The organism is Janthinobacterium sp. UMAB-56, from assembly GCF_900095265.1.
Taxonomy (GTDB): domain Bacteria; phylum Pseudomonadota; class Gammaproteobacteria; order Burkholderiales; family Burkholderiaceae_D; genus Janthinobacterium.
On the sequence record NZ_LT607662.1, the window covers coordinates 63,163 to 87,207 of the forward strand.

The following is a 24,045-nucleotide window of genomic DNA, read 5'->3' on the forward strand; positions in this document are numbered from 1 at the left end:
CATGCGCGTGACAAAGCGTGTATTTTTGGTAATTTTCAAGTGCTATGCTCGGAACGCATGCTGCGGGGCAAGTTCCCGGTCCGCAAGGTCATGCCGCCAGGAGAATGCATGAATAGCTCATCAATGCCGCCGCGGATATTGATCGTCGATGACGAGCTGGCCCATGTGCGCGCGCTGTGCGACACCTTGCGGGGGCAGGCGTATGACACGACGGGGCTGGCCTCAGGCGAGGCGGCGCTGTCACTGCTGGCCGTCGAAGCGTTCGACCTGCTGCTGGTCGACCTGATGATGCCGGGCATGAACGGCATCGCCGTGGTGGAAGCTGCGCGCCTGATCGATCCGGACCTGGCCTGCATCATCATGACGGGCGAAGGCACGATCGCCTCGGCCGTGCAGGCCATGAAGGCGGGCGCGCTCGACTATGTCGTCAAGCCGTTCAAGGTGTCGGGCATCCTGCTGATACTGGCGCGGGCGCTGGAAACGCGCCAGCTGCGCATCGCCAATGCGCGCCTGGAGTTGCTGCTGCGCCAGCACACGGCCGAACTCGACGCCATGAACAAGGATTTGCAGCTGGCCCGCGAAGTGGCCGAGCGGGCGAACCAGGAAAAGACCAATTTCCTGTCCAGCATGAGCCACGAGCTGCGCACGCCGCTCAACGCCATCCTCGGCTTTTCGCAGATGCTGATGTCCGATTCCATTCCATCGACAGCGCAGGAAAAGAAAACCTTTGCTTCGCACATCTTCGGCGCGGGCCGGCATCTGTTGACTTTGATCAACGATATCCTCGATATCGCCAGGATCGAATCGGGCAATATGTCGCTGACTTTGGAAGCCGTTGACCTGGCCGACATCTACCACGAATGCTGGCAAATGATGGAACCGCTGGCACACAAACGCGGCATCACCTTGACGTTCGTCGAAACGGGCGGCGTGCATGTGCTGGCCGACCGTACGCGCCTCAAGCAGGTGCTGCTCAACCTGCTGTCGAACGCCGTCAAGTACAACCGGGAACAGGGCGAGATCCACGTCGATTGCCAGCCCGTCGACGCGCGGCAGCTGCGCCTGTCCGTGCGCGACACGGGCGGCGGCATGAGCGCCGCGCAGCTCGAAGCGCTGTTCCAGCCCTTCAACCGCCTGGGACGCGATGCGCGCGACGAGGAGGGTACGGGCCTGGGGCTGGTGGTCAGCAAGCGCCTGGCCGAAGCCATGCAGGCCAGGATAGGCGTTACCAGCAAACCCGGGCACGGCAGCACCTTCTGGCTCGATATCGCCAGTTGCCCGGCGCGCCAGCCGCCGCAGGAAAGTGTGCGCCTGTCCGCCATTGCCCGGCCCGCAGAAACGATGGCGCAGCCGGACCGCAAGACGCTGCTGTATGTGGACGACAATACCCTGAATCAGGCCCTGGTGGCGAGCCTGATCCATTTTCGCCCCGATCTCGACTTGCTCTCGGCCGGCGACGGCCAGACGGGCCTCGACCTGGCGCGCCGCCACCTGCCGCAGCTGATACTGATGGACAGCGACTTGCCCGGCATCAGCGGCACGCAAGTCATGCAGCTGCTGCGCGCCGATCCCCGCACCGCGCATATCCCCGTCATCGCCCTGACGGCCGTGGCCGGGCCGGGTGATATCCGCCAAGGGCTGGCGGCGGGCTTTTACCGCTATCTCACCAAGCCGATCGACGTGGCGGCGTTTTCCGAAGCCATCAACAGCGCGCTGGAGTCGGCCACCGCGCCATGCAGCGCATGAATGGCGAGGCGCCGGTGCGGCGGGCGATCTGGCTGGCGGCCGCACTGATGCTGGCACTGGCCGCTGTGGCCGTCTGGCGCCTGAATGCCCGCTCCGGCCCGTCGCCCGGCCCCGTGGAAGTGCTGCGTCTGGCCGTGAATGCGCAATACGTGGGCAGCTGCCCCGTGCTGGCTGCGCGCGCGCAGGGCTATTTCGCGCACGAAGGCATCGACGCGCTGCTGCAACCGTATTCCTCGGGCAAGGCGTCGATCGAAGCCGTGCTGCAGGGCAGGGCCGATCTGGGCACCGTGTCCGACATCCCCGTGGTGCTGGCCAACCTGAAAAACCAGTCCGTCGTCATCATCGCCAGCATTTTCGAGGCTGAGCGCGACCACGGCATCGTCGGGCGCCTGGACAGCGGCGTGTCCACGCCCGCCAGCCTGAAAGGCAAGCGCATCGGCGTCACGGTGGGCACCTCCGGCCATTTCACGCTGGACGCCTTTTTGAACCGCCAGAAACTGCTGCCCGCTGAAGTCAGCTTGCGCAACTACACGCCGGACCAGCTGGCCGGTGCGCTGGTCCGGGGCGAGGTGGACGCGGCGGCCGGCTGGGAACCCTTCCTGACGGGCATGACGCATGCTATTGCAGGCAATGCTGCCATCTTCTATGGCGAAGACGTGTATGCGGGCCTGTTCAACGTGGCCGGCACGGGCGCGTATGTGCGCAGTCACCCGGCCACGATGCGCAAGGTGTTGCGCGCGCTGCTGGCCGGCGCGCGCTTTTGCCGCGACGAACCCGACGCCGCGCGCGCCCTGTTTGCCACGGCGTCGGCCAGCGAGGCGGCGCGCCTGCAAGCGGCCTGGCACGGTTATCGGTTTGGCGTCGTGCTCGACCAGGGCTTGCTGCTGGCGCTGGAAGACGAGGCGCGCTGGGCCATCAAGAACCGGCTGGCCGAGCGCGCCGACATGCCGAACTTCCTCGATGCCGTCTACCTGGACGGCCTGGAAGCCGTGGCGCCATCGGCCGTGACGGTCATTCATTGAGAAAGCCACCGTGAAAATCGTAACGCGCTTCAAGCTGGCAGAACTGTTTTGCGTGGTGCTCGTGGCCATCATCGTCGTCATGCTGTTTTCCACCACCATGGCGATGCAGCGCGAACTGGCGAAGAACAAGGCCGCAGGCAATATTCTGCAAGCCGCCACGTCGCTGCGCTACTTGTCGATCGAATATGCGCTGCACCATGGCGCGCGCACGCGCGCCCAGTGGCAGCTGCGCAGCGAATCGCTGTCCACGGGCTTGCTGGCCACGCCCGCTTTCAGCACCGCCGAGGAGCGCGCGCTGCTGCGTGAATTGCAGGGTGACCTGACCGGTGTGGGCGCTCTGTTCGAGCAGTTTGTGGCAAACCACCGCGAGCTGGGGCAGGACCCGTTGCGGCGCGAGGTGCTGGGCGAACTGGAGTCGCGCCTGTCCGGCCAGATCATGGGCAAGGTGCAGGGCATGATCTCGGATGCGATGCGGCTGTCCGAATTGAGCCGGCAAGGCGTGCTCGATGCGCAGCAGCGGGCGAACGTCGCCGTCATGGTGTTTGGCGGCATGATCATCGCCCTGGTGGCCGGCCTGATTTACTTCACCATGACCAGCGTCACGGGACCGCTGGAAAAGCTGCGCCAGGGCACCTTGATCGTCGGCGCCGGCAAGCTCGATTTTGCGCTGGGCGTGCACACCCAAAATGAAATCGGCGACCTGGCGCGCGCCTTCGACGGCATGACCGAAAAGCTGCGCCGCACCACCGTCTCGCGCGACGAGCTGGCGCATACGAACGCCGCCCTGGAAACGCAGATCGCCGAGCGCCAGCTGGCCGAGCGCAAGGTGCATGAACAGCTCGAACGCCTGAACCTGCTGCAGCAGATCACGCGCTCGATCGGCGAGCGACAGGATTTGCGCAGCATCTTCCAGGTAGTGGTGCGCAGCCTGGAAGACCAGCTGCCCATCGATTTCAGCTGCATCTGCCTGTACGAGCCGTCCCGGCACGCGCTGCAGGTGACGTGCGTGGGCGTGCGCAGCGAAGCGCTGGCGCAGTCGTTCATGATGAGCGAACACGCGCACATTCCCATTGACGAGAATGGCCTGTCGAGCTGCGTGCGCGGCAAGCTAGTGTATGAAGCCGACATTGGCGAAGTGGCGTTTCCGTTTCCGCAGCGGCTGGCGCAAGGAGGGCTGCGCGCCCTCGTCATGGCGCCGCTGCTGGCTGAAAACACGGTCTTCGGCATCCTGATCGTGGCGCGCCGCGCCGCGCACAGCTTTGCCAGCGGCGAATGCGAATTCCTCAGCCAGCTGAGCGAGCATGTGGCGCTGGCCGCCAACCAGGCGCAGCTCTACGGCGCGCTGCAGTGCGCCTATGACGATTTGCGCCAGACGCAGCAATCGGTGATGCAGCAGGAGCGCCTGCGCGCGTTGGGGCAGATGGCCAGCGGTATCGCACACGATATCAATAACGCCATTTCTCCCGTCGCCCTCTACACCGAGTCCTTGCTGGAGACGGAAACCAGTCTCAGCCCGCAGGGCCGGCATTGCCTGGAAGTCATCGAACGCGCCATCGACGACGTGGCCGCCACCGTGGCGCGCATGCGCGAATTCTATCGCCAGCGCGAACCGCAACTGGCGCTGTTGCCCATCAATGCCAATCTGGTGGTGCAGCAGGTACTGGACCTGACGCGCGCGCGCTGGAGCGACATGCCGCAGCAGCGCGGCATCGTCATCGCCCTGCGCACGGAGCTGGCGGACGCTCTGCCCATGCTGCCCGGCAGCGTGGGCGAACTGCGCGAAGCGCTGACCAACCTGGTCTTCAACGCCGTCGACGCCATGCCGGACGGCGGCACCCTGACTGTGTCCACCAGCTGCATCGGCGTGCCCGGCCAGGCGGCGCGCCAGGTGCAGATCGAGGTGGGCGATACGGGCATCGGCATGGACGAGAATACGCGTCGCCGCTGCCTGGAACCGTTTTTCACCACCAAGGGCGAGCGGGGCACGGGCCTGGGCCTGGCCATGGTGTACGGCATGATGGAGCGTCATGGCGCCAGTATCGACATCCTCACGGCGCCGGGGCAGGGCACGGCGGTGCGCCTGGCTTTTCCCGCCTGCGCGGCGGACGAAGGGGAGGTCGCGCCCGACACGGCCCACGCCGTGCCGCCGCGCCTGCGCATCCTCGTGGTGGACGACGACCCGATGGTGCTCAAGTCCCTGCGCGACATCCTGCAAATCGATGGCCACGATGTGGTGTCCGCCGATGGGGGCCAGGCCGGCATCGACTGCTTCCTGGCCGCGCGCGACAGGCACGAACACTTTGCGGTGGTCATCACGGACCTGGGCATGCCCCACGTGGACGGGCGCAAGGTGGCCAGCGCGGTGCGCCAGTGCTCGCCGGATACGCCCATCATCATGCTCACGGGCTGGGGCCAGCGTCTGGCGGCCGACAGCGACTATCCCGAGCACGTCAACTGCGTGCTGGGCAAGCCGCCACGGCTGAAGGAGTTGCGGCGCGCGCTGAACGCGGTCATTTCCACGCCTTAGCCTGCTTGCAACGTCCCTTATCCCTTTATACGACCTGGAGATTGTGTTGCGATGATTTCATGCGATGGGGCGCGTCAAATGAGGTCGATGTCAAATTAATCATTTTGCTATTTTTCGGGGTCCGGACTTGGTCAATGATGCGCAGGTACCGGCGATATCCGGGCCTGCCACGCGCTGAGTTCGTCGGCCTTGAGGGGCGGCCCCCAGCTGTCACGCAGCGGCGCATCGTGTTGCCTATAGCCGTCAAACGCCGGCACGGCGACATCCTGCTGCCCGCAGAGGCGCAAGACGGCGTCCAGCTGCCGCCTTGAAGCGGGCAGGTCGTCGTCGTCATACCAGGTGCAGGCGCTCGTTTCCAGCACATGCTGCAGCAGCGCCATCAGGGGAGCAAGCAGTTGCCTGGGGTTGGCCTGGCATACGTCTTCCGGCCACGGGTCGCCCATGCGCGTGATCGGCAAGGATGCGATGCCTTGCTCCCAGGCGGCAAAATCGTCACGCCCGAGCTGCGCCACCTTGCAGCGCTGGTCCATGAACAGGCACAGTGCCGGATGGTGGATGGCATGGCGCCGGCAAAAGCGTTGCAGGCAGGTCGCGGCGATGCATTGCCTGGCCCTCACGCAAAGGGAGTCAATCGGGAGGGCTGGCATGGATCAGCGCTATTTTCAGAAAAGTGGCCGCTTGCGGCGTGGCGTGTTGCGCGGGTATGGCAACCATCGCCAAATTGCGCGACATCCTCCAGGCCCTGCAATGTAATAATAAGTATTGGCATTGAACTTTCCGGGCCTGGCCGGCAGCTTGACGATGCAAGCTTGCGCCAGGTCGGCAGCGTGGTCCGTGCAGCACAATTTTCCGGGCAGCGAGCGCAGCAGCCAGCGAGGGTGCCCGCCTTATCGCTGGCGCCCGCAAGCCCCTTTTTGCGTGCCATCGCTGTGTTGGCATGGTTGCCATGGTCTCCGGTATACTGGCGCCCCGGCATAGTCGCCCCTATCTGAAAATCACCATGGACCTGAGTACCCACGCCGCCGTCGTCAATTGCGAAGCCTATCGCGATGGCAGGAAGATCGCCCACTTCGACATCGACAAGGTGGGCGATTTCCTCGGCGACGCCGATTGTTTCGTGTGGATCGGCCTGGCCAGCCCCGACGTCACGGCCATGCAGGCGCTGCAATCGGCCTTCGGCTTGCACGAACTGGCCGTCGAAGATGCGCAGGGGGCGCACGAGCGCCCCAAGCTGGAAGAGTATGGCGACACCCTGTTCATGGTGATGCACACGGCCACCCTGGACGGCGACGCCATCGTCTACGGCGAAACCCACGTCTTTCTCGGCCCCCGCTTCATCATCACGGTGCGCCACGGCGCCTCGGCCGGCTATGCTAAGTTGCGTGAGCGCAAGGAAAGCGTGCCCGAGAAACTGTCCAGCGGCCCCGGCTACGTGTTGTATTCCATCATCGACTTCATCGTCGACCAGTACCAGCCCTGCATCGACCATTTGCAGTCCCGCTTCCAGCATTATGAGCTGCAACTGTTCAAGCCCAGTCTCTCCGAAGACAAGCTGCAGGATTTCTACCAGCTCAAGACAGAGCTGCTGAAGCTCGACGCGGCTGTCAATCCCCTGCATGACATTTGCACCCAGCTGATCCGTTTCCATGGCGATATCGTGCCCAAGGAAAACCGCATCTACTACCGCGACATTCTCGATCACGTCAAACGGGTCACGCACACGGCGGGGCAGATGCGCGAACTGGTCAATTCGGCCATGCAGGTGGCGCTGGGGCAGATTTCGATCCGCCAGAACGAGGTGGTCAAGCGCTTGGCAGCCTGGGCCGCCATCCTGGCCGTGCCCACCATGGTATTCAGCCTGTACGGCATGAACTTCGAATTCATGCCGGAACTGAAGTGGCGCGGCAGCTATCCTGCCGTGATCGTTGTCATTATCGCCGGCTGTTACTGGCTGCACCGGCGCCTGAAGCGCGAGGGCTGGCTGTAGCCGGCAGGCCCGCTGCGCGCTACAGCATGCGCTGCAAGACGTCGTCCTTGTCCAGCAACAGATGCTTGAGGCCCGCCAGCACATGCAGCACGATCAGGCCGGCCAGGGTCCAGGCGCCCAGTTCATGCAGGCCGAAGCACTGTTCGGCCAGCGCATGGTTGGGCGCAAACCAGCGCGGCAGGGCCAGGCCGAAGAAGGCCACGCCGCTCTTGCTCAGCAGCGCCCCCGCCAGGCCTGCGGCAGGCACCAGCAGCATGCCCGCGTACAGCAGGGCGTGGCCCAGGCGTGACAGGCGTGCTTGCCACGGCGCCACGGACGCCGGCAGGCTTGCCGGCCTGTGGCCCAGGCGCCAGGCGGCGCGCGCGGCGAGCAGCAGCAGGAGCAGCAGGCCCAGCGATTTATGCAGATTGAAGTAGACCTCGCTGCCAGGATCGTCTTCCACCTCCATCATGTACCAGCCCAGGGCCAGCATGGCGGGGATCAGCACGGCCATCAGCCAGTGCAGAATGCGGGCAGGGGCTGCATAGCGCCAGCCTTGCGTCGTTAATTTCTCGGTGTACATGGTGTTTCCTTCTCGGTGAGTCGCGTGGATGTATCGTGTAGGCGCCGTATCAGTCGATGGACCAGATGGCGTGCGCGTCGAGCTGCAGGCGCGCCTGGGCCGTCAACGCCTCGATCTGGGCCGTCTGTGCCGTCAGCGCCGCGTCCAGCGCCTGCCGCCTGCCGGCCAGCGCTGCGGCCAGTGTGCACTCTCCCGCCTGGTAAGCGCGCTGCATCAGGTCCGCCTGGCGGGCGGTTTGTTGTTGTACCTCTTGCAATGTAGACCATATCTCGCGGCTGCGCACCTTGTCATTCGCGGCGCGCCTGGCCGCCAGGGCGATGCGCAGCTGCGTCTGCGCCACCCGCTCGCTCGCCATCGACGCCTTGATGGCTGCCGCCGACCTGTCGGCCGCCCGTCCGGCGCCGGGCAGGGGAAAGGACAGGCTGACGCCGAAGACCCGTTCCTGGCCGTCGCGCTCGCGCGCGGTGCGCAGTGCCAGCGTCGGGTCGGGCATGGTGTCGCTGGCCAGCCGGCTGGCGCGCATGGCGTACAGCTGCGCTTCAGCCTGGGCCAGTTGCAGTTCGTGATTGTCGTGCTCGATGCGCTCGGTCCAGACCGATACCTCCTCGCCGCCGTCCTGCGGCACGGGCAGCGCATCGGCCTGCGGACGCGGCAAGCCGGGGTAGCTGATGGCCAGCAGCGTGAGCGTTTGCTCGCTGCGCTGGCGTGCCTGTTGCAGCAGGGCCAGCACGCGGCGCTGTTCCGTGTCGGCTTGCAGCAAGTCGAGCGCGGCGCCATCGCCGGCCTGCACGCGGCGCGCGGCAATCGACTGCAAGCGCTGCGTGACGGCCAGTTGTTCTTCCAGCCGCGCTACGCTGGCCAGCTCGCGCAGCGCGTCGAACCAGTCGCGCAGCAGGGCGCGCCCCGCCTCATGCCAGGCATCGGCATGCAGCGCGCGCGCCACGGCCAGGCCTTGCTCGCCCAGCGCCTGGTCTTGGCTGGCCTTGCCGAACCAGCGCAGGGGCCGCTCCAGCGCCACTTCCTGTTCCCGATAGCGTTCCGCGCCGGGGGCCGTGCGCCGGCTGGCGCCCGCGCGCACCGTCCATTCATAGGGGCCGGCAGCCAGCTTGTCGCGCTCCGCGCCGGCCAGTTGCGTATTCAGCACCCCCTGGCGCAGTGCGGGCAGGCTGGCCAGCACGCGCCGCACCTCGGCCTCGGGCGGCAGGGCCGATGGGGCGGCAGGCGCCGCCTGGGCCCCTGCCGCAAGGAGCAGCAATGCCATGGCGCGCGCCTTCATGCCAGCCTCCCGTGGCACAGCACGGGGCTGATCCAGTAGGCGATGTCGGGCTTGGGCAGCTGTGCCGCCAGCGCCTGCACGAGCAGGCGCAAGTCGGCGTCGATGCCGGCGATCAGGACCAGTTTGCGCCGCCCCCGTCCGCGTACTTGTTCCAGGCTGGAGGGGTAGGCGGCGCCTGGCCCCATGCCTTGCGCCTCAAGCACGGAAAACCCGGCCGCCCAGGTCGGGTGCAGCAGCAGGAAATCGAGCACGTCCTCTTCGAGGGCGACGGGGATGGCCAGCGTCAGCATGGCGTCGCAGGGGGAAAGGTCAGGGTGCTGCATGAATGGCTCCAGTCAAAGGTGGGGTAAGGGCGGCGGGGCGCGCCACGCCGTAACGGCGGAACAGCAGGGGCAGCAGCACCAGGGTCAGCACGGTGGCGCTGAGCAGGCCGCCGATGACGACGATGGCCAGCGGCTTCTGTATTTCCGAGCCGGGCCCCGTGGCCAGCAGCAGCGGCACCAGGCCCAGGCCGGTGATGCAGGCCGTCATCATGACGGGACGAAAACGCCGTACGGCGCCTTGCAGCACCAGTGCACCGATGGCCGCGCCGCGCGCATGCAGGTCGTTGAAACAGGTGATCATCACCAGGCCATTGAGCACGGCGATGCCCATCAGTGCGATGAAGCCTACCGAGGCGGGCACCGACAGGTATTGGCCCGTCAGGGCCAGCGCATACACGCCGCCCGTCAGCGCGAACGGGATGTTGACCAGAACCAGCAGGGTTTGGCGGATGCTGCGCAAGGTACAGAACAGCAGCAGGAAGATCAGTGCCAGCGCGACGGGCACGACCAGTGCCAGGCGGGCTGCCGCGCGCTGTTGGTTCTCGAACTGGCCGCCCCAGGCGATGCGGTAGCCGGGAGGCAGCGGCACCTGCTGCGCCACCAGGGCCTTCGCTTCGTCGACGAAGCCGACCAGGTCGCGGCCACGTACATTGGCGCGCACCACTACCAGGCGCGCCGCGTTTTCCCGTTCCACCTTGACCGGGCCGTCGACCGTGCGCAGGCTGGCCACCTGGCTCAGGGCGATGGCGGGAGCGTCGCTCATGGGCAGGCGCAACTGGCGAAACAGCTCGGCCGACAGCTGCAGCTGATCGCCGCCGCGCAGCAGCAGGGGCAGCCGCTTGCCGCCCTCGATGACGATGCCCGCCTGGCGGCCTTCGATGAGGGTGCGCAGATCGCCCTGGATCTGCTCCACGGAGAGGCCCAGGCGGGCCGCTGCCGCACGGTCGATATCGACTTGCAGGTATTGCACGCCCGAGTTTTGCGTCGTCAGCACATCTTCGCTGCCGGCCAGCGTCTGCAACTGGGCCACGATGCGCGCCGCCAGCGCGCCCAGTGCCTTGCTATCCGGGCCATAGATCTTGACGGCCACGTCGCCGCGCACGCCGGACAGCATTTCCGAGGTGCGCATCTCGATGGGCTGGGTAAAGCTGATATTGACGCCTGGAAAGCTCGCCGTGGCCGCGCGCAGGGCATCGACCAGCACTTCCTTGTCCGTGCTGCGCCATTGTGCGCGCGGCTTGAGCACGAGGAAGGAGTCCGTTTCATTCAAGCCCATGGGATCGAGTCCCAGCTCATCGGACCCCAGGCGGGCCACGATGCGCTGCACCTCGGGCACCTGTTCCAGGATGCGGCGCTGAATGGCCTGGTCCAGGCGCGCCGATTCCTGCAGGTTCACGGAAGGCAGTTTCTCGATCTGCATGATGATGTCGCCTTCATCCAGCGTGGGCATGAACGATTTGCCCACGTGCAGGAATACCCCGGCCGCCAGCAGCAGGGCCGCCACGGCCACGCCGCCGACCAGGCGTTCGCGGCCCAGGGCGCGGGTCAGCAGGGCCAGGTAGGCCGCTTCCATCTTTTGCACCAGGCGCGGCGGCCCCGCGTGGCGCTCGGACAGCAGCAGCGAGGCCAGCACGGGAATGACGGTCAGCGACAGCAGCAGCGAGGCGGCCAGCGCGAAGAGGATGGTCAGCGCCACGGGGGCGAACAGCTTGCCCTCGAGGCCCTGCAGGGTCAGCAGGGGCAGGAAGACGATCATGATCACCAGCATGCCGGCGCTGACGGGCAGGGCCACTTCGCGCACGGCGCGGTAGATGCGGTGCAGGCGCGGTACGCCCGGCTGGGCGTGGGCGCCATGGGCCTCGATATTTTCCACCACCACGACGGCCGCGTCGACCAGCATGCCGATGGCGATGGCCAGGCCCCCCAGCGACATCAGGTTGGCGCTCAGGCCATACGACTGCATCAGCAGGAAGGTGCCCAGCGCCGCCAGCGGCAGGATGCAGGCGACTACCAGCGCCGAGCGCAGGTTGCCCAGGAAAACATAGAGAAGCACGATCACCAGCACGGTGGCTTCGGCCAGCGCGCCCGTGACGCTGGCCACGGCCCGCTCCACCAGCTTGCCGCGGTCGTAGAAGGTGCTGATGCGGGTACCCTTTGGCAGGCTGGGGCCCAGCGCGTCGAGGCGCGCGCGCACCTGCTGCACCACTTGCTGCGCATTCGCGCCGCGCATGGCCAGCACCAGCGCCTGCACGGTTTCGCCGCGCCCGTCCTGGGTGACGGCACCGTAGCGTGTCAGCTGGCCGATGCGCACCGTGGCCACCTGGCCCACGTTCACCGCCATGTCGCCGCGACGCGCAATGCCGATGGCGCGCACGTCGGCCAGCGTGCGGATGCCAGCGTCGCTGCGGATCAGCAGCGCCTCTTCGCCGCTGCCCAGGCGGCCCGCGCCATCGCTGCGGTTGTTCGCTTCCAGCGCTTGCTGCAGCTGTGCCAGCGACAGGCCGCGCGCGGCCAGGGCGGCCAGGTCGGGCACCACCTCGAAGCTGCGCACCATGCCGCCCAGCGAATTGACGTCGGCCACGCCGGCGATGTTGCGCAGCTGGGGGCGTATGGTCCATTCGAGCAGCGTGCGTTTTTCCATCAGGCTCAAGGGCCCCTCGATGGTGAACATGAAGATTTCACCCAGCGGCGTGGTGATCGGCGCCAGGCCGCCGCTGACGGAGGCCGGCAAATCTTTCAGCACGTTCGCCAGCCGTTCACTCACTTGCTGGCGGGCCCAGAAAACGTCCGTGCCTTCCTGGAAGTCCAGCGTGATGTCGGCGATCGCGTATTTGGACTGCGAGCGCAGCACGGCCTGGCGCGGTATGCCCAGCAGTTCCTGCTCGATGGGGGCGACGATGCGCGCCTCGACTTCTTCCGGCGTCATGCCGGGCGCCTTCAGGATCAGCTTGACCTGGGTGCCGGAGACATCGGGAAAAGCGTCGATGGGCAGCGCGCGGAAGGCTTGTACGCCGGCCGCTGCCATCAGCGCGGCCAGCACCAGCACCAGCAGGCGCTGCGACAGCGACAGGGCGATCAGACGGGCCAGCATCACTTGCCTCCCTGGGCGGGCGTGGCCGCTGCCGGTCCCAGGCCGCTCCAGCTGCCCTTGAGGGCGGCCAGGCCGCGCACGGCCACGGCATCGCCTGCGGCCAGCGCGCCGCGCACCCAGACCATGCCGCCGCCGGCCGGCGTGGCTTGCACGGGCGTGGCCACGAAGCCCCTGGCGTTGGCGACAAAAACATAGTCTTGCCGCGCCTCGCCCGTGCCGCGCACCAGCGCTGCGGCCGGCACGGCCACGCCGTCCGCCGCTTGTGCCTGGCGCAGCAATCGCGCTTCGACAAAGGCGTTCACTTTCAGGCACGGCGCCTGGCCCACTTGCTGTGCGCGCAGCTGCGCGCTTTGCGTGGCCGCGTCGACGACGGGCGAGATGGCCGTCACGCGCAGCTTGGCGCAGCCATCCACCTGCAGCAGGTCGCCCACGCGCAGCAGCGGCAATTGCGCGCGCGTCGCCTGCAACTGTACCCACAGGGGCGCGCTGGCGGCCATGCGTGCCAGCAGCGCGCCCGCCTCGACGTGCTGCCCGGCCTCGACCGGCAAGGTCAGCACGGTGCCGGCCCGGCTGGCGCGCACCGTGAGCAGTGGCGACAGCGTGCGTTGCTCGCGCAGGCGCCGCAGCGCCACGCCATCGAGGCCGGCGCTGCGCAGCGCCTGTTCGCGTTCGCTGGCAGCCAGCGTGGCCAGTTGCGCCGCATCGCGGCTCTCATCGAGACGCGCGCGGGCGATGATGCCGTCGCCGTACAGCCCTTCGTCACGCGCCAGCCTGGCGTGGGCCAGCCGCGCCGCGCTGGTCTTTTCCAGGTAGGCGCGCTGCCACTCCAGCCAGCCCTGGCTGTACAGGGTCAGCAGCGGCATGCCGGCGCGCACCTGCTGCAGTGGCGTCACGTGCACCTGCTGCACCACGCCGTCCAGCACGGCGCTGGACACGGCGCCCGCACCGGGCGGCGCCACCACGGTGCCGGACAGGTACTGGTCGTTGCCGGCAGGCGCGTCCTGGGCGGCCAGCGTCGCGACGGCCGGCGCGGTGGCGATGCCGGCACGGCTGATTTGCTGCGAACTCAGCAGCAGTTGCTGCGGCGCGGCAGCCGACAGCAGCGGCCAGCCGAGCAGGGCCAGTATTGTCCAGCGAGGCTGGCAGCGGTTAAGATGGGAGTAAGCGGGCATGGGAGGCGGCCGGAAGTGGAAGATGGATGGATGGTCGCCAGCAGATGTTAAGAAGTTCTTAATGTCCGGCGCCTACGCTGCGAGCATCAAATTCGGACAGGACAAGCCACGATGCGTATATTGCTGATAGAAGACGACCCCCAACTGGGGCGCGCCACGCAGATGGGGCTGGAGCAGGCCGGCTATGCGGTCGACTGGGTGCAGTCGGCCGAAAGCGCGCACACGGCCGTGCGCCTGCACCGCTATGGCTGTTTGTTGCTCGACCTGGGCTTGCCGGGCGAGGATGGCATGCAGGCGCTGGCGACCTTGCGCCGCACCGGCTATGACGGGGCGATCCTGATCGTCACGGCGCGCGACCAGATCATCGACCGGGTCGCCGGCCTGGACGCGGGCGCGGACGATTTCATCATCAAGCCCTTCGACCTCGATGAACTGGCGGCGCGCATGCGCAGCGCCTGCCGCCGCGCAGCCGGGCGCACGCGCGAAGAACTCGTGCATGGCGACATCGTCATCGATGTCGCCGCGCGCCAGGTGCATCAGGCGGGCGTGGCCGTGCCCTTGACGGGCAAGGAATTCAGCATCCTGCTGATGCTCGTCGAGCAGCGCGGGCGCATACTGAGCCGCGTGCAGCTGGAAGAGGGCGTCTACAGCTGGGGTGAGGAAGTCGACAGCAACGCGCTGCAGGTGCATATCCACCATCTGCGGCGCAAGCTGGGCAAGGCGCTGATCCGCACCGTGCATGCCATCGGCTACAGCATCGACAGGCCAGACACGCCCGAAACGCAGGCGCGCGCATGACGTCGCCCGCCCCGCGCGCCGCCGGCGCCTGGTCGCTGCGGCGCACGCTGTTGGCCGTGCTGCTGGGCTTGACGTTCACGCTATGGGGCTTCAGCGCCGCCATCGTCTACCTGGAAGCGGGGCGCGAAAGCCAGGAACTGTTCGACCAGTCGCTGGCCGAGACGGGGCATTTGCTGCTTTCCCTGGCCGAGCACGAGGTGCAGGAGCATGGACCGAGCACGGCGCTGGTGATGCCGGTGGAGCAGAACCGCAACCATCGCCAGTATCTGCTGTTCCAGGTGTGGGATGCGCAGCAGCGCCTGCTGTACAGGAATGCCGGCGCGCCGGACCAGGCATTCGCCGCGCCGGCCGATGTCGGCTACAGCTGGCGCGCCAACGAGGGTCGCCAGTGGCGCGTCTACACGAGCTGGAATCACGACGCGCGGTTGCAGATCCAGGTGGCTGAACCGGCCAGCCATCGCCAGGAAATCAGCAGCCGCTTCGCCTTGAAACTGCTGGCCATCGGCGTACCGATGGCGGCCCTGGCCGCGCTGGCTATCTGGTGGAGCATCAACCGCGTGTTTGGCGCCCTGCGCCGCTCGGCCGATGAAGTGGCGCTGCGCACGCCCGACGACCTTGCCAGCGTCAGCATGCAGGACGCGCCCATGGAAGTGCAGCCGCTGCTGCAGGCCATCAACCGCCTGTTCGTCCGCGTGCGCCAGACGCGCGAGCAGGAACAGCGCTTTACGGCCGACGCCGCGCATGAATTGCGCACCCCGCTGGCGGCCATCAAGACCAATCTGCAGGTGCTGCAGCGGGCGCGCAGCGATGCGGAGCGCGAGGAATCCGTGACTGGCCTGGGCCTGAGCGTGGACCGCGCCACGCGCCTGGTGGGGCAGTTGCTGACCTTGTCCCGGCTCGACCCGCAGTCGCAGCCGCCGCCCGAGCTGCCCGTGCTGGACCTGGCCACCGTGCTGGCCGAAGAGCTGCCCGCCTGGCTGGCGCAGGCGCAGCGCCAGGATCTGCTGCTGCAGGCGGACCTGGCCACGGCCCCGTGCCGCCTGCAGCCAGACCATATCCTGATCCTGGCGCGCAACCTGCTGGATAATGCCATGCGCTACACCCCGGCCGGCGGCAAGCTGAACCTCGCCTGCCGCAGCGAGGCCGATGGCGTGCTGCTGCGCGTAAGCGATACGGGGCCGGGCATCGCCGAGCCCTTGCGCGAACGCGTGTTCGAGCGCTTTTTCCGCGCCGCCGGCGCGCAGCAGCCAGGCAGCGGCCTGGGACTGTCGATCGTGCGGCGTATCGCCGAGACACATGGCGCCAGCGTCCAGCTGGCGGCGGGACCGGATGGTACGGGCCTGGTGGTGTCGGTACGCTTTCCCGCGCCGGCCGGCGCGCCGATTCATGCATAAAGGAGGCTGATCATGCCATTGCGACACCGCGAGTTTCACCGGATGGACAACGTGGGCTGGCTGCGCGCCGCCGTGCTGGGCGCCAATGACGGCATCGTCTCGACGGCCAGCCTGGTGCTGGGCGTGGTGGCGGCCCATGCCACGCACGACAGCATTCTGGTGGCCGGCGTGGCCGGCCTGGTGGCGGGCGCCATGTCGATGGCCACCGGTGAATATGTTTCGGTGCAGTCACAGGCCGATACGGAGCAGGCGGCGCTGGAGCGCGAGGGCGGCGAATTGCGTGACGATCCGAAAGGGGAGCTGCGCGAGCTGACGCACATTTATGTGGAACGCGGCCTGGCGCCGGCGCTGGCCGCACAGGTGGCCACGGCGCTGATGGCGCACGATGCCATCGGCGCGCACGCGCGCGACGAGCTGGGCATCACCGAGAGCATGCGCGCGCGCCCGCTGCAGGCGGCGCTGGCCTCGGCGCTCAGCTTTGCCGTCGGCGCGGCCCTGCCGCTGCTGGTGGTGCTGCTGGCGCCCATGTCCCTGCTGGCGCCAGCCATCGCTGCTTCCGCGCTGCTATTCCTGGCGCTGCTCGGTGGCCTGGCCGCCAGGGCCGGCGGCGCGCGCGTGGGCCGCGGCGTGCTGCGGGTGGTGTTCTGGAGCGCGCTGTCGATGGCGGCGGCCTCGGGCATCGGCACGCTGTTTGGCGCCACGCCAGCGTGACATTGTCAGTGCGATACCAGCACCGGCAAGGTCATCTCCTGCAGCACCGTGCGCGTGACGCCGCCCAGCAGTGCTTCGCGCAGGCGCATGTGGCCGTAGCAGCCCATCACGACCAGGTCGCAGTGCCGCTGGGCTGCCATCGCCAGCAGGGCGGCGCCCACGTCCTGGCCCGGCGGCGTGTCGTGCTGCAGCACCTCGACGTTGACGCCGTGGCGCGCAAGGTACAGGGCCAGGTCGGCCCCCGGCTGCTCGCCGTGCGCCGCCGCCTGGGCGTGTGAATTGACGACGGCCAGGCTGACCTGCCGCGCCCCTTGCAGCAGCGGCAGCGCATCGGTGATGGCGCGCAGCGCTTCGGCGCTGCCATTCCAGGCCAGCAGCGGATGCTGCGCTCTGCCCTCGGGGACGGCGGACGATGCGTGCGGCACCATCAGCACGGGCCGGCCGCAATGCAGCATCAGGTATTCGGCCGTGCCGGCGATGACGCGCGAAGGCGTATCCTGCGCGTCTGTCTGGCCCAGGATCAGCAAGTCGCAATAGCGCGCCTGCAGCAGCAGCGCGCCTTGCGCGTCGTCGTCGACGAAGCGCGTTTCGTAGGTGCCCAGGCCTTCTTCGCGGGCGATGCGCTCGAAGTCGTGCAAGGCCTCGCTGGCCTGGGTGCGCAGCGCCTGCATCTGCGCCGGCGCAAACTGCAGCGCGTTGACGCCGCCGCCATACGCATAGCGCGAGATGCCGCTCATGGCCGAACCGATCAGATGGGCGCCTTCGGCGACGGCCAGGCGCACGGCCAGGCGGATGCGCCGGGCGCAGTGGCGGGAATTGTCTACGTGGACCAGCAGGGTAGTGTAGGGCATGGGGTTTTCCTCGGTTGTCGGCTGTCGGTGATCAGGTTTGTAGCACGTAACTGCCCGGCGCGTCGCCCAGGTCGGGGCCCATGGCCGGCGGCGCCACTTGCGCGCCCGGGCCCTGCGCCAGCCAGGCTTGCCAGGCGGGCCACCACGAACCGTCATGGTGCGGCACGTCGCGCTGCCAGCTGTCCGCGTCGATATAGGGGGCATCGTGGCGGTGCGTGGCCAGCTGGTAGCTGCGGCGCGGCTGGCCCGGCGGCGAGACCACGCCCGCATTGTGGCCGCCCGAGGTGAGCAGGAAAGCGACGTCCGTGTCGGTCAGCAGTTGCAGCTTGTAGACGGAGCGCCATGGCGCCACGTGGTCCGTCAGCGTGCCTACGGCAAAGATGGGCGCGTCGATGTCGGGCAGGGCGATGTGCCGGCCTGCCGTGCGGTAGCGGCCTTCAGCCAGGTCGTTGTGCAGGAACAGACGGCGCAGGTATTCCGAGTGCATGCGGCAGGGCATGCGCGTGGCGTCCGCATTCCAGGCCATCAGGTCGCTGTGCTGCTCGTCTTCGCCCAGCAGGTAATGGCGCAGCCGGCGCGACCAGATCAAGTCGTTCGAGCGCAGCAGCTGGAAGGCGCCCGCCATCTGCTTCGTATCGAGGTAACCCTGGTTCCACATGGCCGCTTCGAGGAAGCTGACCTGGCTGTCGTCGATGAACAGCGACAGTTCGCCCGGTTCCTTGAAGTCCACCTGCGAGGCCAGCATGGTGAGGCTGGCCAGGCGCGCATCGCCATCGCGCGCCATGCTTGCGGCGGCAATCGCCAGCAGGGTACCGCCCAGACAGTAGCCGGCCGCGTGCACCTGCGGCGCGCCCGTGATGCGCGCAACGGCGTCGAGCGCGTCCATCACGCCCAGCTGGCGGTAGTCTTCCAGCGACAGCTCGCGGTCTTCTTCGAGCGGATTTTTCCAGGAAATCATGAATACCGTGTGGCCTTGTTCCACCAGGTAGCGCACCAGCGAATTGTGCGGCGACAGGTCGAGAATATAGAACTTCATGATCCAGGCGGGCACGAACAGCAGGGGCGTGGCATGCACGGTCGCCGTCGTGGGGGCGTACTGTAGCAATTCGATCAAGTCATTGCGGTAGACCACCTTGCCCGGCGTGACGGCCAGGTTCTCGCCCACCTTGAACGCCGCTTCGCCGGGCGCGGCTGCCCCGATGGCGGCGCGCTGCCAGTCGTCGACTGCGTGGGCCATGCCGCGCGCGAGGCTCGCGCCGCCGCTCGCCAGCGTCGCTTGCTGCACCACGGGATTGCTCAGCGGGAAGTTCGACGGCGCCAGCATGTCGAGCCACTGGCGCACGGTGAACGTGACGACATCCTCGTGGTGCGGCGAGACGCCGCGCACGCCCGTGGTGGCGCGGTGCCACCACTGCTGCTGCAGCAAGAAGCCCTGGTAGACGAGGTTGTACGGCCAGCGCTGCCAGGCCGGGTCGTCGAAGCGCCGGTCCTGCGGCAGCGGTGCGATGCATGGCGGCGCGCTGGGGTTGCCGCTCTGGGCCGATTGCAGGGTCGATTGCAGCGCGTATTGCTGCCAGCGGCTGATTTTCTTCCACGCTTCCTGCAACAGGGTTTGCTGCTTCGATGGCGCCAGTGCCAGGTGGCTGAGCCAGTCGACATAGGCGTTGCCCAGCGCCGCCGGCGAAATGCCGCCCGTGAATTTGCCCAGCCAGGCGTTCAGCAGCAGATCCAGGGTGGCGCCTTCCGGCGCGCTCTCAGGATAGTCGGGCGCCGGCACGCCTTGCCAGGCGCTGCCCAGGCGCTCATGTTCCACTTTTTTCTCGATGCCTTTCGACTGCGTCTTGCTCATCCGGTACTCCTGTCAATTTTTTACAGGATAGCAAGAGTTTGTTTAAAAAATTATGATGTACATCAAGTTTGACCGGATGCGTGGACCGCGCTGCCTGCCGCGCCGATGGCCGCATCCGTCTCCTGCAGAAACAGCCGCAATTGCTGCTCCAGCGCATCTTGCAGCGCGAGCAATGCAGACTGCCGGGCTTTTTCCGCTTCGCGCTCGATGGCTTCGGCGAGGGCGACGGCGGGGCCAGCATGGAAGTTGGCCAGCAAGCCGGCCAGGGTATGTGCGTGCAGGCTCAAGGTTGGCCGTTCGTCCGCCTGCAGGGCCGCGCGCATGGCGGCCAGCTGCGCCGGCAAGCCGGCCAGGAAGGACGCGCCGATGATGCCGATCACCTCGGGATCGGCGTCGTCCAGGGCGGCAACATAGTCGAAGCGCGGCGCGCCCTCCGTTGCCGGTGGCGCTATTTCCTTTCTTATTTGCAACACATGCTGCTCGATCAGACTCTGGAAGGCGGCGGTGCGGAAAGGTTTGGACAGGTAGTCGTCCATGCCGGCGGCGATGCAGCGTTCGCGGTCGCCTGCGAAGGCGCTGGCCGTCATGGCGATGATGACGCTCCTGGGCATGCCCTGCGCCTCGCGCTGGCGTATCTGCGCCGTGGCTTCGAAGCCGCCCATTTCCGGCATCTGCAGGTCCATCAGGATCAGATCGAAATGCCTGGCCGCCTGGCAATCGAGGGCGATGCGGCCGTTCGCCGCATGGGTGACCCGGTGTCCCGCCTTCGACAGCAGCACGGTGGCCAGTTCGCGGTTCATGGCGTTGTCCTCGACCAGCAGGATGTCCAGGCCGGGCAGGCCTTCGCGCACGCGATGGCGCGTCACGACGGGCGCGGCGCAGTGCATGCCGCGGCACGTGCCCAGAACGCTCATGGTGATGCTCAGTAATTCCTCGGGGCTGGCCGGCTTGAGCAGGAAGCCATCGATGCCCAGTTCGCGGCAGCGCGCCGCGTCACCCAGCTTGCCGCTGGAGGACAGCATGACGATGGGTACCTGGCTCCAGTGTGGCAGGTCGGCCAGGGCCAATGCCGTATCGAAGCCATTCATGCCGGGCATGGCGAAGTCCATGATGATGCAGTCTGCGGGCAGGCTGGTGCGGCAGTTGTCCAGTGCCGCCTGGCCCGACTCGCAGGCGGTGACGGTGGCGCCGCTGTGCTCGAAGATTTTGCGCAAGATGGTCAGGCTGCTGGGGTTGTCGTCGACCAGCAGGATGCTGCGTCCCGCCAGTGTAGCGCCAGGCGGCGACAGGAAGGGCTGTTGCTCGCCGATGGGCAAGGCCAGGTCCACGCTGAAGCAGCTTCCCTTGCCGAGCTCGCTCGACAGGCCGATGCTGCCTTTCATCATCGTCACCAGGCGGCGCGTGATCGACAGGCCCAGTCCCGTGCCGCCGAAGCAGCGCGTGGTCGAACCGTCTTCCTGCTGGAAGGCGTCGAAGACGGCATCCTGCATGTCGGCGGCGATGCCGATGCCGGTGTCGCGCACGCACAGTCGCACCTGGGCCGTGCCGCCGTCGCTGCCGCGCAGCCGGGCGCTGACGGTGACCTCGCCGCGCGGCGTGAATTTGATGGCATTGCCGGCCAGATTGGTCAGCACCTGGCGCAGCCGGCCTGGATCGCCGAGCAAGGTTTGCGGCAGCGCAGGATCGATGTCGAGCACCAGTTCCAGGCCGCTGGCCTGCGCCCGCATGGCGTGGCTGCGCATGGTTTCCTGCATCAACTGGCGCAGGTCGAAGGGGATGCTTTCCAGGGTCAGCATGCCCGCCTCGATCTTCGAGAAATCGAGGATGTCGTTGATGATGGAGAGCAGGGCGTCGGCCGAGGCCTTGACGACTTCCAGGTACTGGCGCTGGTGGGTGTCGAGTTCGGAATCGAGTACCAGGTCCGTCATGCCCAGGATGCCGTTCATCGGCGTGCGGATTTCGTGGCTCATGTTGGCCAGGAATTCGCTCTTCGAGCGGCTGGCCGATTCGGCCACCTCCTTGGCCTGCAGCAGCGCCCGTTCGGCCGCCTTTTGGCTGGAGATGTCGACCAGGGTGCCGACCAGGCCGTGCATGCTGCCGTCGGACTCCAGCAGGGTTGCCTTGCTAAATAGCACATCGACTTGCCGCGTGCCGACGGTCAGCCGGTCCTCATAGGTCTGCTTGCCCTTGTCGCGCATCAGGCACAGGTCCTGCCGCGCCACCAGCTGCGCTTCCTGCTGCGGCAGGATGTCGGCCGCCGTCATGCCCAGTATATCGGCCTGAGAGCGTTGGAAGAACGCGCAGAAGGCGCGGTTGGCGCGCAGGTAGCGCCCCTGCACATCCTTCAGGTACAGGGGGATCGGGATGGTCTCGATCAGCGCGTCGACGAAGTTGAGGTTGTGGCGCAGCTCGCGCGCCGCCAGGCGCCGCTCGGTGATGTCGGTCAGGCTGCCGGTGATCCCGGCCAGCCGGCCATGGCCATCGAGTTCGGCGCGCGCGCACACGTCGATCCAGCGCACCTTGCCGTCGCTGGTGACATAGCGCGCTTCATGGCGCATGCTGTCTACCTGGCCCGATCGCAGCTGGGCCAGGCCGGCGGCGGCGCGGTCGCGGTCGCGCGCATCGATGAATTGCAGCACGTTCTTGCCCAGGCTTTCAGGGATGGAAAAGCCGGTGATGCTGTGCCAGGCGGGATTGAGGAAGGTCCAGGCGCCGTGCAAGTCCGTGCGGAAGACCACTTCATTGAGACTGTTGACGACGTGGCGGTATTCGCGCTCGCTTTTCGCGATGGTCTCTGCCATGCGCTTGCTCTCGCTGATTTCCGTGCGGATGGCGATGTACTGGTAGGGCTTGCCGGCCGCATCGAGAAAGGGCACGATGGTGGCGTCGACCCAGTATTGCCGGCCATCCTTGGCATGGTTGCAGATTTCGCCGCGCCACACCTGTCCGGCGGTGATGGTTTGCCACATCTGCGCAAAGTAGGCGTCAGCATGCGTGCCTGAATTGATCAGGCGGTGCGTCTGCCCGACCAGCTCTTCGCGCGCGAACCCGCTGATGGCACAGAACTTGTCGTTGACGTAGATGATGACGCCGGCTGTATTGGTGATGCTGATAATGGCGTGCTGGTCCATCGCAAAGCGCTGGTTCTGCAGTTCGATGCGGCGCAGTTCCTGCTGCGCCACCAGCTCGGCCAGGAGCAGCGACAGGCCCTCGATATCGCCTTCCTGCGGCAGGTGCAGGCCAGTATCGTCGTTGTCGAGCAGGCGCATGGCCGCCAGGCGCAGCGACTGCAAAACGCGGTTGCGGCTGGCCAGTTCCGTGCGCAACAGCTCATTGGTCATGCTCAGCTCAGTCGAACTCAGTTCCAGGCTGCGCGAGCGCAAGTCCAGGTCGCGATCGGACTGATCGTAGGCGCTGTCGATGCGCCGCAGCAGGGCCGGCAGGCCGGCCAGGAAGCCGGCCAGTTCGGGTGGCGTGCCCGCTTGCGCGCACATTGTTTGCGCCTGTTCCAGCATGGCGATGCAGGCGTTTTCCGAGTCGATATTGCAGACGCGGTTCAATTGGCGTGCCAGGGTGCGGTTCATGCTTCGCTCAACACAGTCACGGTCATCGTCTGGTTATGCAACTGGCAGGCGCCATGCGGCTGCGTGATGCCGATTTCGCCGTTGGAATAAAAGCCGGCGAGGCAGGCCACGCCGTCGAGCAGCTCGGCCACGGCCTCGACCTCTTCCTCGACACGGTCGCCCATGACCAGCTTGCGCCCGACGCAGCTGACCAGCAGCGCCAGTTGGTCGCCTGTCGCATCGGCGTGTGGCCGGACGCCGCGCGCGGCCGTTTCGGCCCCGTCGATCAGCCGGTTGGTACTGGAATGCATCAATTTCAGGTAGCCATCGGCGAGGATGTCGCCGGCCAGGGTCAGCGAACCGTGCTCTTCATCGATGGCGATGATGGTGCGGAAGACATGGCTCTTTTCGTGCGCGGCCGTGAGCATTTCAAACGGGAACAGCAGCCCCGAAGCGGGCAGATCGCGCGCATGGTCGCCCAGGTACAGCTTGTAGATGTCCAGCGCGCGCGCACCGTCCAGGCCATACAGCACGTTGCCGACGCAGCGCGTCACCTTGCGCGCCGGGCCGAATGCTTCCCAGCCCGCATGGCTGCCGTAGCCGAGGCGGATATGCTCGCCGTACAGGCCGACGGCGACGACGGTATTGTCGGCCGCGCCGCGCGGACCCAGGGTCCAGGTCTGGCGAAAGGCCCCGCCGTCCGCTGCCAGGCCGCCGGAGATGGTCACGCCCGGCGGCAGGTGCGCCTGCAGGCCGGCGATGAGGGCGCTGCCATTGATGGCCACGCCCGTGCCCAGCATGAACACTGCCGTCAGGCCGTCTTGCGGCAGTGCCTGCGCCAGGCGTTCGCCCGTGTCGTGCGAGTCCGCCATGTCACAGATGATGGCGTCGGCAATCGCCACTGTCGTATGGGCGAAGCGGATGGCGGTGATGACGCAACTGTCGTCGTAGACGCGCTTGCCGGCAATTTCGCCGGCCGTGGAGCAGCCGGCGATGACGGCGCCGGGCAATTGGCGCCGCAGCGCCGCCGTCAGTTCGGTGCTGGCAAAGTAGGTGCAGGCGCCGAAGACCAGTACCAGGTCGGGCTCCATGGCGGCCAGCGGCGCCAGCGCATCATCGATATAGGCACGGTTTTTCAGGACCAGTTGTTGCACGCGCATGGCAGGTTCCTCG

Annotated in this window: 17 protein-coding genes; 7 read left to right on the forward strand and 10 right to left on the reverse strand. The window is 67.1% G+C overall.

Annotated elements, in window-relative coordinates; all coding sequences use genetic code 11:
• The first annotated feature begins 108 nt into the window (after positions 1-108).
• From K0F85_RS19765 to K0F85_RS19775, 3 genes are read left to right on the forward strand one after another with little or no spacing between them, the layout of a single operon-like run.
• Positions 109-1,746, forward strand: a complete 1,638-nt coding sequence (locus K0F85_RS19765) for a response regulator (protein WP_257572902.1) — start codon at positions 109-111, stop codon at positions 1,744-1,746.
• Positions 1,734-2,768: an ABC transporter substrate-binding protein gene (locus tag K0F85_RS19770; protein ID WP_257572903.1), complete on the forward strand. Its 1,035-nt coding sequence runs from the start codon at positions 1,734-1,736 to the stop codon at positions 2,766-2,768. Before K0F85_RS19765 ends, K0F85_RS19770 begins: the two co-directional genes overlap by 13 nt.
• A 10-nt stretch (positions 2,769-2,778) precedes the next feature.
• Positions 2,779-5,295 carry an ATP-binding protein gene (locus tag K0F85_RS19775; protein ID WP_219117650.1) on the forward strand — a complete coding sequence of 839 codons (2,517 nt, stop codon included), beginning with the start codon at positions 2,779-2,781 and terminating at the stop codon, positions 5,293-5,295.
• A gap of 131 nt (positions 5,296-5,426) precedes the next feature.
• On the opposite strand, the gene K0F85_RS19780 is transcribed toward K0F85_RS19775, so the two are convergent.
• The gene (locus K0F85_RS19780) at positions 5,427-5,912 is read right to left on the reverse strand and encodes a hypothetical protein (protein ID WP_219117651.1); all 486 of its coding nucleotides are present in this window, start codon (positions 5,910-5,912) and stop codon (positions 5,427-5,429) included.
• Positions 5,913-6,295: 383 nt separating this feature from the next.
• Between K0F85_RS19780 and corA the strand changes: the two genes are divergently transcribed.
• On the forward strand, positions 6,296-7,282 hold the full coding sequence (gene corA, locus K0F85_RS19785; RefSeq protein WP_219117652.1) for a magnesium/cobalt transporter CorA: 987 nt from the start codon (positions 6,296-6,298) through the stop codon (positions 7,280-7,282).
• Positions 7,283-7,301: 19 nt separating this feature from the next.
• On the opposite strand, the gene K0F85_RS19790 is transcribed toward corA, so the two are convergent.
• The 5 genes from K0F85_RS19790 to K0F85_RS19810 are packed head-to-tail and all read right to left on the reverse strand — an operon-like array spanning position 7,302 to position 13,706.
• A complete protein-coding gene (locus K0F85_RS19790) occupies positions 7,302-7,844 on the reverse strand; it encodes a cytochrome b (RefSeq protein ID WP_219117653.1) in 543 nt (180 codons plus the stop codon).
• 49 nt (positions 7,845-7,893) lie between these two features.
• Complete coding sequence (locus tag K0F85_RS19795; RefSeq protein ID WP_219117654.1) at positions 7,894-9,105, reverse strand: TolC family protein; 1,212 nt, start codon at positions 9,103-9,105, stop codon at positions 7,894-7,896.
• 11 nt (positions 9,106-9,116) lie between these two features.
• A complete protein-coding gene (locus K0F85_RS19800) occupies positions 9,117-9,443 on the reverse strand; it encodes a DUF3240 family protein (protein WP_219117655.1) in 327 nt (108 codons plus the stop codon).
• Positions 9,430-12,534: an efflux RND transporter permease subunit gene (locus K0F85_RS19805; RefSeq protein ID WP_219117656.1), complete on the reverse strand. Its 3,105-nt coding sequence runs from the start codon at positions 12,532-12,534 to the stop codon at positions 9,430-9,432. Before K0F85_RS19805 ends, K0F85_RS19800 begins: the two co-directional genes overlap by 14 nt.
• Positions 12,534-13,706, reverse strand: coding sequence for an efflux RND transporter periplasmic adaptor subunit (locus tag K0F85_RS19810; RefSeq protein ID WP_257572904.1), 1,173 nt, complete (start codon positions 13,704-13,706; stop codon positions 12,534-12,536). The genes K0F85_RS19805 and K0F85_RS19810 overlap by 1 nt, the downstream gene beginning before the upstream one ends.
• 111 nt (positions 13,707-13,817) lie before the next feature.
• On the opposite strand from K0F85_RS19810, the gene K0F85_RS19815 reads away from it, so the two are divergent.
• The 3 genes from K0F85_RS19815 to K0F85_RS19825 are packed head-to-tail and all read left to right on the forward strand — an operon-like array spanning position 13,818 to position 16,609.
• Positions 13,818-14,504 carry a response regulator gene (locus K0F85_RS19815; protein WP_219117657.1) on the forward strand — a complete coding sequence of 229 codons (687 nt, stop codon included), beginning with the start codon at positions 13,818-13,820 and terminating at the stop codon, positions 14,502-14,504.
• Entirely contained in the window at positions 14,501-15,898 is a 1,398-nt protein-coding gene (locus tag K0F85_RS19820) for an ATP-binding protein (protein WP_219117658.1), read from the forward strand. Before K0F85_RS19815 ends, K0F85_RS19820 begins: the two co-directional genes overlap by 4 nt.
• A 12-nt stretch (positions 15,899-15,910) precedes the next feature.
• Positions 15,911-16,609, forward strand: a complete 699-nt coding sequence (locus K0F85_RS19825) for a VIT family protein (RefSeq protein ID WP_219117659.1) — start codon at positions 15,911-15,913, stop codon at positions 16,607-16,609.
• Positions 16,610-16,614: 5 nt separating this feature from the next.
• Here the strand turns inward: K0F85_RS19825 and K0F85_RS19830 are convergent, their stop codons facing one another.
• The 4 genes from K0F85_RS19830 to K0F85_RS19845 all read right to left on the reverse strand — a co-directional run bounded on the left by K0F85_RS19830 (position 16,615) and on the right by K0F85_RS19845 (position 24,032).
• Positions 16,615-17,460, reverse strand: a complete 846-nt coding sequence (locus tag K0F85_RS19830) for a universal stress protein (RefSeq protein WP_219117660.1) — start codon at positions 17,458-17,460, stop codon at positions 16,615-16,617.
• Positions 17,461-17,491: 31 nt separating this feature from the next.
• Positions 17,492-19,309, reverse strand: a complete 1,818-nt coding sequence (locus K0F85_RS19835; protein ID WP_219117661.1) for an alpha/beta hydrolase — start codon at positions 19,307-19,309, stop codon at positions 17,492-17,494.
• Between the two features lie 62 nt (positions 19,310-19,371).
• The gene (locus K0F85_RS19840; RefSeq protein ID WP_219117662.1) at positions 19,372-22,893 is read right to left on the reverse strand and encodes a response regulator; all 3,522 of its coding nucleotides are present in this window, start codon (positions 22,891-22,893) and stop codon (positions 19,372-19,374) included.
• Positions 22,890-24,032, reverse strand: a complete 1,143-nt coding sequence (locus K0F85_RS19845) for an FIST signal transduction protein (RefSeq protein ID WP_219117663.1) — start codon at positions 24,030-24,032, stop codon at positions 22,890-22,892. The genes K0F85_RS19840 and K0F85_RS19845 overlap by 4 nt, the downstream gene beginning before the upstream one ends.
• Between the last annotated feature and the right edge of the window lie 13 nt (positions 24,033-24,045).

Excerpts from the sequence above, each read along its gene's own strand:
- K0F85_RS19765 (WP_257572902.1), top strand. The coding sequence starts at position 109 with ATGAATAGCTCATCAATGCCGCCGCGGATATTGATCGTCGATGACGAG.
- K0F85_RS19770 (WP_257572903.1), top strand. The coding sequence starts at position 1,734 with ATGCAGCGCATGAATGGCGAGGCGCCGGTGCGGCGGGCGATCTGGCTG.
- corA (WP_219117652.1), top strand. The coding sequence starts at position 6,296 with ATGGACCTGAGTACCCACGCCGCCGTCGTCAATTGCGAAGCCTATCGC.
- K0F85_RS19790 (WP_219117653.1), bottom strand. The coding sequence starts at position 7,844 with ATGTACACCGAGAAATTAACGACGCAAGGCTGGCGCTATGCAGCCCCT.
- K0F85_RS19795 (WP_219117654.1), bottom strand. The coding sequence starts at position 9,105 with ATGGCATTGCTGCTCCTTGCGGCAGGGGCCCAGGCGGCGCCTGCCGCC.
- K0F85_RS19800 (WP_219117655.1), bottom strand. The coding sequence starts at position 9,443 with ATGCAGCACCCTGACCTTTCCCCCTGCGACGCCATGCTGACGCTGGCC.
- K0F85_RS19805 (WP_219117656.1), bottom strand. The coding sequence starts at position 12,534 with ATGCTGGCCCGTCTGATCGCCCTGTCGCTGTCGCAGCGCCTGCTGGTG.
- K0F85_RS19810 (WP_257572904.1), bottom strand. The coding sequence starts at position 13,706 with ATGCCCGCTTACTCCCATCTTAACCGCTGCCAGCCTCGCTGGACAATA.
- K0F85_RS19815 (WP_219117657.1), top strand. The coding sequence starts at position 13,818 with ATGCGTATATTGCTGATAGAAGACGACCCCCAACTGGGGCGCGCCACG.
- K0F85_RS19820 (WP_219117658.1), top strand. The coding sequence starts at position 14,501 with ATGACGTCGCCCGCCCCGCGCGCCGCCGGCGCCTGGTCGCTGCGGCGC.
- K0F85_RS19825 (WP_219117659.1), top strand. The coding sequence starts at position 15,911 with ATGCCATTGCGACACCGCGAGTTTCACCGGATGGACAACGTGGGCTGG.
- K0F85_RS19830 (WP_219117660.1), bottom strand. The coding sequence starts at position 17,460 with ATGCCCTACACTACCCTGCTGGTCCACGTAGACAATTCCCGCCACTGC.
- K0F85_RS19835 (WP_219117661.1), bottom strand. The coding sequence starts at position 19,309 with ATGAGCAAGACGCAGTCGAAAGGCATCGAGAAAAAAGTGGAACATGAG.
- K0F85_RS19840 (WP_219117662.1), bottom strand. The coding sequence starts at position 22,893 with ATGAACCGCACCCTGGCACGCCAATTGAACCGCGTCTGCAATATCGAC.
- K0F85_RS19845 (WP_219117663.1), bottom strand. The coding sequence starts at position 24,032 with ATGCGCGTGCAACAACTGGTCCTGAAAAACCGTGCCTATATCGATGAT.